This is a genomic window from Methanosarcina sp. 1.H.A.2.2, from assembly GCF_000979975.1.
Taxonomy (GTDB): Archaea; Halobacteriota; Methanosarcinia; order Methanosarcinales; family Methanosarcinaceae; genus Methanosarcina.
On sequence record NZ_JJQL01000003.1, the window covers coordinates 11,899 to 23,400 of the forward strand.

11 protein-coding genes are annotated in these 11,502 nt (G+C 42.2%); 5 read left to right on the plus strand and 6 right to left on the minus strand.

Features of this window, described 5'->3' with window-relative positions; all coding sequences use genetic code 11:
• Positions 1–184 precede the first annotated feature (184 nt).
• Together EO93_RS00250 and purM are read left to right on the plus strand one after the other, a co-directional pair.
• The gene (locus EO93_RS00250) at positions 185–1,603 is read left to right on the plus strand and encodes an aspartate kinase (RefSeq protein ID WP_048132072.1); all 1,419 of its coding nucleotides are present in this window, start codon (positions 185–187) and stop codon (positions 1,601–1,603) included.
• 22 nt (positions 1,604–1,625) lie between these two features.
• A complete protein-coding gene (purM, locus tag EO93_RS00255) occupies positions 1,626–2,633 on the plus strand; it encodes a phosphoribosylformylglycinamidine cyclo-ligase (RefSeq protein ID WP_048132070.1) in 1,008 nt (335 codons plus the stop codon).
• A gap of 179 nt (positions 2,634–2,812) precedes the next feature.
• On the opposite strand, the gene EO93_RS00260 is transcribed toward purM, so the two are convergent.
• The gene (locus EO93_RS00260; RefSeq protein WP_048160480.1) at positions 2,813–3,187 is read right to left on the minus strand and encodes a DUF1894 domain-containing protein; all 375 of its coding nucleotides are present in this window, start codon (positions 3,185–3,187) and stop codon (positions 2,813–2,815) included.
• Positions 3,184–3,618 (minus strand): DUF1890 domain-containing protein, encoded by a 435-nt coding sequence (locus EO93_RS00265; RefSeq protein WP_235283196.1) that lies wholly within the window; start codon positions 3,616–3,618, stop codon positions 3,184–3,186. Before EO93_RS00265 ends, EO93_RS00260 begins: the two co-directional genes overlap by 4 nt.
• A gap of 550 nt (positions 3,619–4,168) precedes the next feature.
• Between EO93_RS00265 and EO93_RS00270 the strand changes: the two genes are divergently transcribed.
• Positions 4,169–4,471 (plus strand): DUF1894 domain-containing protein, encoded by a 303-nt coding sequence (locus EO93_RS00270; protein ID WP_048142611.1) that lies wholly within the window; start codon positions 4,169–4,171, stop codon positions 4,469–4,471.
• Positions 4,472–4,705: 234 nt separating this feature from the next.
• Here the strand turns inward: EO93_RS00270 and EO93_RS00275 are convergent, their stop codons facing one another.
• From EO93_RS00275 to EO93_RS00290, 4 genes are all read right to left on the minus strand, one after another.
• Positions 4,706–5,272, minus strand: coding sequence for a hypothetical protein (locus EO93_RS00275; protein ID WP_048160483.1), 567 nt, complete (start codon positions 5,270–5,272; stop codon positions 4,706–4,708).
• A 52-nt stretch (positions 5,273–5,324) separates the two neighbouring features.
• Positions 5,325–6,512, minus strand: coding sequence for a hypothetical protein (locus tag EO93_RS00280; RefSeq protein ID WP_235284056.1), 1,188 nt, complete (start codon positions 6,510–6,512; stop codon positions 5,325–5,327).
• A 245-nt stretch (positions 6,513–6,757) separates the two neighbouring features.
• Positions 6,758–7,819, minus strand: coding sequence for a hypothetical protein (locus tag EO93_RS00285; RefSeq protein ID WP_235284057.1), 1,062 nt, complete (start codon positions 7,817–7,819; stop codon positions 6,758–6,760).
• A gap of 150 nt (positions 7,820–7,969) precedes the next feature.
• Complete coding sequence (locus EO93_RS00290) at positions 7,970–9,076, minus strand: hypothetical protein (RefSeq protein ID WP_048160486.1); 1,107 nt, start codon at positions 9,074–9,076, stop codon at positions 7,970–7,972.
• A gap of 355 nt (positions 9,077–9,431) precedes the next feature.
• Here EO93_RS00290 and EO93_RS00295 point away from each other — a divergent pair, with 355 nt between their 5' ends.
• Positions 9,432–9,914 (plus strand): PUA domain-containing protein, encoded by a 483-nt coding sequence (locus EO93_RS00295; RefSeq protein WP_048160488.1) that lies wholly within the window; start codon positions 9,432–9,434, stop codon positions 9,912–9,914.
• A gap of 417 nt (positions 9,915–10,331) precedes the next feature.
• The gene (locus EO93_RS00300; protein WP_394297226.1) at positions 10,332–11,318 is read left to right on the plus strand and encodes a hypothetical protein; all 987 of its coding nucleotides are present in this window, start codon (positions 10,332–10,334) and stop codon (positions 11,316–11,318) included.
• Positions 11,319–11,502: the final 184 nt, after the last annotated feature.

Sequence of the window (11,502 nt, forward strand, 5' to 3'; positions counted from 1 at the left end):
TTTCAGAGTTTCTCAAAGTATATAATTAGTGCTAATGTCAGATTATAATTAATGCTAATGTCAGATTAGCTGAATACTGATCAGGATGGTCAAAATTAATTAACATCAAAATTGCTAAGAATCACATATAAGAAAAAAGAAAGATTTCGGAATATCCGACTTAATGCCAAAACGTGATCCGATCATGAAAATTATAATGAAATTTGGAGGAACTTCCGTTGGAGACGGAAAAAAGATCCGTCACGTTGCCCAGCTCCTTAAAAGATACTATGAGGAGGGCAACCAGATCGTGGTGGTAACCTCGGCACTCAGTGGAGTAACCGATAGGCTTCTGGAAAATGCTCGCCTTGCCTCAACAAAAGGTAAGGTTTCACTTGTAAAAGAGTTTAGAACAGAGCTTACAAACAAACACCACGAAGCCGTGAGGGATGCCATTGACGACCCCAATGTCGCAAAAGAAGTCCTCCAGACCCTTGACCTCCGGATTGAAGAGCTCGAAAAAGCCCTGATCGGGATCTGCTATCTGGGCGAACTTACCAACAGGTCAATCGACTATATCTCCTCCTATGGGGAGCGTCTGGCAGCTCCGATCGTTTCAGGTGCTGTCCGCTCCCTTGGAATCTCATCAATCGAATACACCGGAGGAGAAGCAGGGATTGTAACTACCTCGGATTACGGAAATGCCCGCCCTCTGGAAAAGACATACGAGCTTGTACCAAAGAGGCTGGGGTGCAGGCTTGAGTCCCATGTCCTTGTGGTCACAGGCTTTATAGGGGAAAATGAAGAAGGGATAATCACCACCCTTGGCAGAAGCGGATCTGATTTCTCGGCTTCCATCCTTGGTGCAGCCCTGAAAGCCGACGAGATCTGGCTCTGGAAAGAAGTTAACGGGATCATGACAACGGACCCGAGAATCGTCTCCGAAGCAAAGACCATCCCGCAGATCTCCTATGCAGAAGCCATGGAGCTCTCTTACTTTGGGGCAAACGTGCTGCACCCGCGTACCATTGAACCTGCAATGCGCGAACATATTCCTGTGCGTGTCAAGAACACCTTTGACCCGGAGTTCCCGGGTACACTTGTGGTGGCAGAGAAATTCCAGTGCAAGCACGTGGTAAAAGCAGTAAGCCTGATCAAAAACGTAGCCCTTATTAACATCTCAGGTGCCGAAATGGCAGGGACAGTCGGGACTGTGGCAAGGCTCTTTACCGCACTTGCAAGGGCAGGAGTAAACATCGTTATGATCAGCCAGGGGTCTTCCGAGTCGAATCTCTCTTTTGTGGTAAGTGAGTCACATGTAGAGACTGCATTAAATGCCCTCCATGCCGAGTTCAACCGTGAAATCGTAAAGGAAATCACTTCGGATAAAAATGTCTGTGTGGTCGCGGTTGTGGGTGCAGGTATGGCAGGAACTCCCGGAGTGGCAAAAAGGGTATTCGGGGCACTTGGAAATTCAATGATTAATATTATTATGATCAGCCAGGGATCTTCCCAGTACAACATCTCTTTCGTGGTAAGGGAAGATGAGGCATTTGCCGCAGTCAAAACCCTGCATGACGAATTCAAACTCTACAATGGAAATGGAATTGAAAAACAGCTATGAAGCAGGCAGGAAGGGTAAGAGAGTGAGCGAAAAGCACCTAACATACGCGGATTCGGGCGTGGATATCACAGAAGAAGAAAAAACCGTCAAAACCCTGATCGACAAACTGAGTTATGTTCGAAAAGGAATTGGAGCCCCCCTTACAGGGATAGGTCACTATGCAGGGCTCCTGGACTTCGGGGAGTATGCCCTTGCCATGACAACGGACGGGGTTGGCTCAAAAGTCCTTATTGCAAACGAGATGCAGCGCTGGAACACCGTTGGAATAGACTGCATCGCAATGAACGTTAACGACCTCCTTGCAATAGGGGCTGAACCTGTAGCCTTTGTGGACTACCTGGCCCTGGAAAAGCATGAAGAGGGCTTTGCAGCACAGATAGGAGAAGGGCTGCTGAAAGGAGCTGAAATATCCAGGATGTCTATTATAGGCGGGGAAACCGCAACCCTGCCTGATATCATCAAAGGTTTTGACCTCGCAGGCACCTGCCTTGGGTTTGTCAAAAAAGAGGATGTTATTGAAGGAGGAAAGGTCCAGGTAGGGGACGTAATTGTCGGTATTCCGAGTACAGGAGTCCACAGTAACGGTTACACTCTTGTGAGAAAGATCATAGAGGAATCCGGATACTCTTACCATGACCCCTGCCCCTATGACAGTTCAAAGACCATAGGAGATGACCTCCTGGAACCCACCAGGATCTATATCGAAGTCCTTGATGTCCTTAAAGCATGTGAAGTACACGGGTTTGCCCATATAACAGGCAGCGGGCTTTTGAAACTTAGAAGGGTAACAAAGCTAGGCTTTGACTTTTATGACCCTCTGGAGCCCCAGGAGATTTTCAAACTCCTGCAGAAAGAAGGCGGAGTTGAAGATCTTGAGATGTACAGGACCTTCAATATGGGAATGGGCTTTTTGATCATCCTTCCGGAAAAAGATGCCGCAAAAGCTGCAGAGATTACCGGCGGAAAAATCGTAGGAAAAATCGTGGAAAGCGGGATCAGGGTCAAAGACCTGATAATAGAACAAGAATAATAAGTGTAAAACCCGATTTTGATGTCAATTTAGAGGAAAATGAGGTAAAACTCTCTTCCCCTATATTGAAATCCCTTTTCTGTGGTAAATCCTTTTCTGTGGTGAATCCTTTTCTGTGGTAATCTTTTTCTGTGATCTTGATCAGGGTAACCACTTGTAATTCATTTACTTCTTAGAATTCATTTTTTCCACATATCCAGGTAACTGCCAGAGGGTACCTTCGGACTCTCAGGAGACTTGCCCTTCTTCAAAGAGGTCTTTACCTTTTCCGTCTCCGTCTCCCTGAGCCGACCTATTTCCTTTGTGCTGTCCTCGTTGTCTACGGTCAGGACAAAAGTTCCATAGCAGGGCTTTGTGTAGGTGAAGATCAGAGCGTTGCCTTTAGCCCCCAGAGCAATGGGAGGTACTCCTATAATGTGGTAGTCCTTGAAGATCTTGTAGCCGGGGGATACATAGTAAATCTCGTCCGAGTTATTCACAATGTACTCTCTGGCATCCTTGTAAGTTGTCCTATCCAGGAGGATCTCGTACTTCATCTGCTCAATACAGCTCATTTGACTATCTCCTCCATCACTTTGTCCAGCTTGTTCTTGAGACGAACGGGGTTGTGAACATCCTTTGAGACGATCTTTTCACAATCGAACTCGATGGTTTCGGCCAGAGCCTCGGCGTTCCTGCCAAAAACTATGGAGTACAGCCTGGACTGAGAAATGGCGCTCATAGTCGCAGCATAGGTCATTCCGGCATCGTTATGCATAAAGGCGAAGCAGATGTCGAAATCCGTTCTTTTCTCCATAATATCCTCCAGGGTATTATCGAGACTCGCCAGCTTTTTTGCATAATAGCCGTCGGAATCAGAGACCTTCAAAAGCTGGGTTGCTGCACCTGTCCCGGCAACGGTTACATCGAATCCCAATTTAGTCAGCTTATGGGAAAGATACAGAGCAATGCTGGTTTGAATTGGGACCTCTGGACATCCCATCATGAGGAGCACTTTTACGCCGGTCATAACATTTCATCTCTCATGTATTTTATTTGAGGTATTTTATTTGATGTATCTTATCTGAGGTATCTTATCTAATGTGTCTTATCTGATGTGTTTTAGATATAAGAATGGGATATGGATAATCCTGAATTTCAACCTTTGCAATTGAGATATAGGTAGAAATCCTTGAAACCCGGACAACGTTTTAATTCAAACATGTTCCTCACAGGTCCGCGTTTCAATTCCTCTAAGGTATGATTAACCATTCTCATGTTATCATGTATTAAACTTGTTGAAACCGTCTTAAAACTGTTCACTCTTTCCATAAGCAAAAAGGTTGCAGAAATAATTTGGATTAAATAAAAGATTCCTACAGAGCACTCTATTTGTATAGAGCTCTCTTTTACTCTTTTCAGAATGGACTATCTCTATATATCATCCCCCCATAATTTTAATTTAGAGATTAATTAGCGATCATTTGAGGGCCGTGACAGCTACCAGAATCTTTCTTGCTTAATTTAAAAGAAAAAAAATCATAAAAGGTACAAAAATGGTATGTTTAAGCGAATTTGACTATGAGATCCTCCTGAAAAACGCAACCCCCAAAGAGTGTGAAAGCGTTGTTAAGGAGCATTCAGAGGATATGTACCTGGTACCCGGAGGGTACGATATAAAAGGTATTTTCCTTCTGGGTACAGCTATTCCTGTTGGTTTTTCAGGAAATGACATAATATTTCAATACATAAAGCCCTGCTTCGGTCTCTTTGTAATCAGGATGAAAAATGAAGCAGAGGAAATCAAGAAACTTAGGGAGCAGTACAAAAAGGATAAAAATGTAAAGAAGATAAAATAAAGGTTGACAAAAGAACTATTATCTGTAGCTGTTTGTTTTCCCTTTAAAGCCTCTTTTATGTTTATTATCAAGTTATTTTTACGCTGATTTTCCTGCATTTCTTAGTTTCAGATTACATTTTAGTACCAGGTCACCTTTTATTTAAGGTTATATAATACAGAGCGAAGCTTTTGGTCTAAGTTTCACTTTTCAGACCTTCACTTTTCAGACCTTCACTTTTCAAGGTTTTACTTTTCAAGGTTTTACTTTTTTCGTACATGAAGCCCTGCACTCAAAGAACCCGGCTGCAGGCAATTCGTGGATTGTGGTTGCAACAATAATGCCTTCTCCGATTTCTTTTACAACCATAACGGCCCTTCCTTTGTCATCCTCAAGAACAACTTCAGCATCGGTTTCTGAGAAATAGCCATCACATCCTGCAGGAGGAATAATGTTTTCGATAAGTTTCTGAGCTTCATGTTCGCCCACGGGATGAGGTGTGCAGGAGTTTTCTTCCATTACGTACTTCAGGGAGAAAGGCAGCCATTCATACTCGTATTCGGGGACAAGAGGGCTGAAGACAAGCAGGGTTCCACCTTTTGCCACAAATCTTTCAAGGGAACGTTTGCCGCGTTCAAGCCCAACACCTGTTTTCGTATACTGCTTATTTGCAAATCCGGTAGGCAAGATAAGAATTTTACATGCAGGCAGATAAGGAGTACCCAGGGACGTTGAAAGTGCCCTACTGCACTCGAGCCCATATTCAATAAACAGTTTTTCAAAAAGAAGAGGGCTGTCCCAGAGTAGAATTACGTCACTCATGAAAAGTGATAGGAAACTCCCGCATATGAATTTATCCATCTGGGTAAAAAATTCATGGTGTAAAGGATGGCTCAGCCTCCGCATCCACAAGTCCGGATTCGGAGATGTAGCTGAGGTCCATGTTTTTACCGAATTCGAAAACAATCATGTGGGGGCTTGAAGTGACTGTAAAAAGATAACCAATAGAGGCGAAAATATTTGAGTAGTACCGTATGAAGCGTTCACAAACTTTTCTATCAGAGTAATCGTGAATCAATTTAACATATTCATTGCCTTTCTCAGTACAGACCTCAATATCGCTTCCTATACTGTCAGTAAGGTAAAGTTCTTTAAAAATCATTATGTGCTCTGCAAGGGTGAAAGTCTCCGGCGGTTTGCCTGCAAGCAATTCGAATTCTCTTGCCATGTCGTCAACTGAAGGAAGATTTCCTGAGACAAATGCTTCAAAAACTTTTTTGTTCATGTTGAGCCGCTGGTAGTTCTGCTGCCTGTAGATCTTGATAAGATTTTTCCAGAGCTCCGGCCGTCTCTGAACCTCCCGGAAAGTACCTTCCATTGACCCGAAATGTTCTTCAAACCCTTTCGGGACTTTTTCATAATTAAGGAACTCGACCCGCCTAAAATAGATTTTAGTTACATTGGACCTGTTGAAAAGTCCCTGTACGTCCAGTTTCATCTGCTTTGCCAGATAGAGAGCAAGGCTCTGGGCAATTACTCCCCTGAAACAGGGGTTGCCGTTTGAAAGGGTCAGGATTACAGTTTCCGGTTCCGGGCTTCCAGTGCATTCAGCGTCAACTTTAATTCTCCAGCCCATTTTATCATTTAGTGCGTTTACGTAACTAACAAAATCAGGAATTTTTTTAATAGTATATGGGTTTATTAACTCATATACAGTCGATTCTTCAATAAGCAGGCCTGAGGTTTTCTTAATAAACCACTCAAGCATGGTATGATGGATAAGCAAAAATTCTTCTTCCTCAACCATTTTATTACGTGATTCGGCATTCTTTGAAGCATTACTTGAGTCTTTTTCTCCCCTCTCATTCTTATTTGTATCAAGAGCCTGAGAGGCGATTTCGATAGAATCCCTTATCGCTGCACTTAAGTTTCCATTGTTTTTGTCCAGAAAGGGCTTTAATTTGTCTATATAGCATTGATCAATCGAGATGTTTTTGCGGACTATCAAGCGGACTTCCTCTTTTCCCTTTTTGGAAGCACAGGAAATTGGGACTTTTCTCATCCCCCGTACTTTTCCATTTTTATGAATCAGTATTAGATTGTAGCTTCTACTTATTAATTTTTTTGCTAGAAAAAAGAACCGAAAATATATATATGTAGAAGAAGAGTTCAAGAAGAAAAAAGACAAGAAAACAGTTACATACGAAATAAAAATAGCAAAAATAACAACAGACTAAAAGTTCCGTTTACGCGAACAAGTGAGCCAAATTATTTAGTCTGTAAGAGAAATCAGAAGGAAGAGAAATTTCAATATTTGCAGCTACGGGAAGGATAGACATAACAGGTGTCTGCGAACTCGATAATAATAAGATTTGATACGGTCCTGACATCAATAATATAACCTGCTGTCTGGAATATATTTGAAAATAGCTTTACAAGTTTCGCAATAGCAATTTCTTCGGAAAATTGATGTCGAATTTTTATAATTATTTTTCCTCTATCAACTGTCCTTTCAACATCATTTGCAAGATTGGTAACAGAAATTAATTTTTTGAAAATGGCAAACAGTTCGTAAAGCGGAATTTCCTGAATAGGTTTGCCTGCAGATACCTCAAAAAAGCTTATCACATCAGGAATCTCCCCGGAAAGAAAGATTTCAAAGACGTCCTTGTTAAGATTTATCCGCTGATACCTCTGCAGCTTGTATTTTTCCACCTGGGAGATCCAGAATTCCGGCTTGCTTCTAATTTCTTTAAGAGTATAGTCAAGAGTTCCAAAGTTCTTTCTGATCCCCGGAGGAACCTCCATGTCAGACCTGTATGCTTTGAGAAAAATTCTGATAGAATTAGATTTCCTATGGACAAAAGAAACATCCATGCTCAGATAACGACCCAGAAAAATAGAGATTACCTCAGCAATAAAAGCTCTTAAACTGGGATCCCCGTTTTCAAGCACTATTACCTCGGTTTTATCTTCCTCCCAGGTGTTGAGGGAAACTTCAATTTCCCATCCCATATTCCGGCTACGTGCATTGAGATACTCCAGGAGGTCAGAAACATTTTTTATCTGATACGGATTGAGAAATTCACTTACAAGTTCATCATCTATCAATATCCCATCGGTATTTTCAATAAACCACCTGAATGAAAGCTGGCTAATCAATATGCACTCTCCGCTCTCGATCAGACTATTGCGAATTTCAGGATACTTTGTTGAACCCTGTGTAAAATATTCCAGGGCGTTTTCTACTGACCCGTGTCCCTGAAGGGCAGCATCTGCAAGCTCTATTGCATCCCTGATTGCAGCACTCAGGTTCCCGTTGTTTTTGTCCAGAAAGGGCTGTAGTTTCTGGAGGTATTCATCTTCCATAGAAACGTTTTTGCGAATCAAAGGTCATCCCTGCTTTATAAAGAGTGCTTTTCAACAAACAACCTGGCAGTGCCGGTACACTATGAGCTTAAAGACTACAAGCAAGTTTACAAGAGCCGTGCATATATATATAAAAGTTGTTATTTTATATTAAGAATCCATAACTTGGGAACCTTCCACAACATCTCGTTTTGAAGTATCAGGAAGAGTGAAATCAAACATAATGAGTTTGGATACGTAACTCACACTGAAGTTGTGCCAGCCGGAATTAAATACATTGGAAAACAGCTGAATCAGTGTTAAAACCACGCTCTCTTCAGAATAATTATGCCGGATTTTTATATTCTCTTTTCCTTTCTCAGCACATATTTCCACGTCATCCACTAGCTGGGAGGCAACTACAAGGTATTTAAAGAGAGGGAGCAGTTCCGAAAGAGGAATCTCACGGAGTGGACGGTCGGCTTTAATCTCAAAATATTTTGTTATATCCGGAAGATTTCCTGCTACCAGGGCTTCAAAAAAGTTCTTATCCAGGTTTACCCTCTGATAATTGAATTTTTTGTAAAGATCCGCAAGCGTTACCCAGAAATCAGGTTTTCGTTCAATTTCCCTATACAGGAGATCTTTGGAACCGAAGTGTTTCCTCACGCCGGGAGCTTTTTCCTGCAGGTCATGCCGAAAAAAACTTTTCAGGTATATGGTAATTGAATTGGACTTCCGGTGTACAGCCTCAACGTCAAAATTCATCCAGCGCGCAAGGAAGATGCAGACTATCCCCACAAGAAACTCACGGAAGTCCCGATCTCCGCCGATGAAATCCATGGTGAAGGATTCGGGTTCGACTTCTTCCTTGAAGGAACACGAGACTTCTATTTTCCAGCCCATGCTTTTACTGCCGCAGTTAAGGAATTCCTTTAACTCGGGAACTGTAGTAAGGAGGTAAGGATTAAGCAGTTCGTGGACAACATCCTCATCCATAAGTTTGCCGACACTGCTTTTCACAAGCCATTTCATAGTCTTCTGGCTCATCATTACACATTCGCCGCTCTGAATAAGCTGTTCCCTTATCCCAGGGAAACTTTCCCTTTTTCTCAGGTTTTCAGCGATCTCATCTGGAGTTCCATAGTTTTCAGGGCCAGGACTGGACAGGTCAATGACTTCACGTATAGCTGCGCTTAAATTTCCTCCATGTTTTTCCAGCAGAGGCTGGAGTTTTAGGAGGTGAGCTTCATCTAAAGAAACGTTTTTTCGAATCAACAAAATCCTCGGGTTTTCGTTTTTAAAATGTGGTTGGTGCTGGAGAGATTCCGTTTGCAGGATTTCAGCACCTGAGGGTCCCTGAGAGTTATATTTATAGCCCTCTTTCAAATCAGGCAATTAATTATTTATTATTTACATTCAAGAATTACTTATTATTTACATTCAAGAATTACTTATTATTTACATCAGTACGAAATTTGTACTTCCAGACAGTTACTGGTTAAAATATACAAAATATAAATAATTTATTATTTCATATAGAAAATATAAATTTAATGATCTCCCGGAAGTTTATTTTTGGAAGTATGGGTGACCGGAACGGCTTTAAGGTCTGCATATATTATTTACCCTCATGAACTGCAATGTAGAAAGACTTTCAAGGGTCCGTATGATTGCGGATTACCAGTTCGGAAAAGGTACAGGAAAAGAGCTTTTCCCTGAAGGATCAACGTTCCAGTTATCAAGGACAAAAAGAGTACGTCAGGTCTTTCACTCAGGTAATAGAATTGCAACAGCCAGAGCAAAGGATGGTTTTTTCACGCTCAGTATTGAAGGAGCTTCCATAGTCCACAGGCTTCTTCCCGGGAAAAGGCTCAGGGTAGTTGTTTCGGAAGATGCTGTTCCTTTTGTGGAGGCAGGCAAAACAGCTTTTGCAAAGCATGTAATTGAGATTGATCCTGAACTCCGTGCAGGAGAAGAAGTACTTATTACAGATAAAGCAGACAGGTTGCTTGCAACAGGGCAGTTGCTCTTATCCCCTGCAGAGATCCTGTCTCTTGACAGCGGGGCAGCTGTAGATGTACGGGTAGGAACTGCTTCGAAAAAAGAAGAATGACCCGTCCATGTCGGAAAAGGGGAAGCAAAAAGGTATTTTTACATTTTATACGAATTTTCATAGATCTAGATATAATATATAAGGTGTTATCTTTACTGCTCAAAAATGCCAGCATAAGCGGAAAAAATGGATAAGAATATATCATAGATAGTTATTTTTGAATGAATACTACTCGCAAAATAAATAATTGTATTTTCAGCACCGTGGTTTTAAAAACCACACTCTGAAACCTACACCAGATAACAGAAAACAGTTTCCCCGGAGAGTGAAAGTATCTCAGAGCCCGAGCAGATCCTAAAGCATCTTCTGGTTCCCGATAATACCAGAATAGAAACAAACAGGATTATAGTTGAGGGAGACGTTATTATCGGCAACCACTCCAGTATCCAGTACGGCATATCTGGAGATATGGTCATTATGGGAGAAGGGGTTGCAGTTTCCGGAGACGTGATAGCGTGCTCTGATGCCAGGATTGACATGTGGTCAAAAATGGGGGGCAGGGTAGAAGTCGGCAGAAACGCCTATCTAGGAGAATTCGTTTCCATTGATGGAAAACTAACCGTCGAAGGGGACCTGGACGTAGGAAAGGAAGTCAAAATCAAAGGCGGGTTTGAAGCCAAAGGCTGGATAGTTGTCAGGAACCCGGTCCCTGTAATCATATTTTTGTTTCTGTACATCAGAGAGATGATGCGCCTTGGAAAGGGAGAGGAAGTAGAAAAAGCCCTTGAAGAGCTTTTTGACGACTCCGAAGAGGACCTGGAGTCTGATGGGAAGGAGCCCGCTGAAAAAATACTTATCATACCCACAGGCACAAAAATAGCTCCTGAAGCCATTGAAGTTGGTGGAGACGCGGTTATCGGAAGCAACTGTTATCTAATAGGAAATTTAAGGGCACAATCTGTCGAAACCGGAAAAGACCTGATCCTGAAGGGAAGCGTTTATTCCGAGGGTAAGATCAGCATAGGAGAAAGCAGCACTATCTATGGGAATCTATCTTCAAAAGGACAGGTACATATTGGCCGTAACACCAGAGTCTTTGGGGGAATAAAAGCCGAGTCCGTCTTGTTGCATGAAAACGCAAGGGTAGACGGTACGATAAAGGCACCATCGGGAGTATCTTTCTTACGGGAAGCTGGAGAAAAGCCAGTTCTTGCAGATGTTAACGCTTTAGGGAAAGTGATTCCAAGAGAAACAAAGGAAGCTTTACCTCAAGATGGGCTTCTGAAAGCTCTGGACATAATTGAGATAGATTCACTCATAAAAACCAGTGCAAAAGCTAAAAACGGCTTTGTACCAGGCAGGGAAGGAATTTCTGCCAGGACCACGGCGTTAGGAAGGACCCGGCGCACTGGAGGAGTGAGAAGATTAAGAAGAAGACATGAAGCCGGAGAACACCAGAGCTGATCATAATTCCGGCTTACGTCCGAAGCTCCTGAATCCAGAATTCTTCGACTCAGAATTTTTTCAGATAGGCTGCTCCTGAAACATTGAATCATTCTGTGAAGCCTGATTTTGTTCTTATGCAGGAAAATTCCATAGAACATGGAAAAAATAATGCAGAAAATTTTCTTTTTTCAGAGAGAGCAGC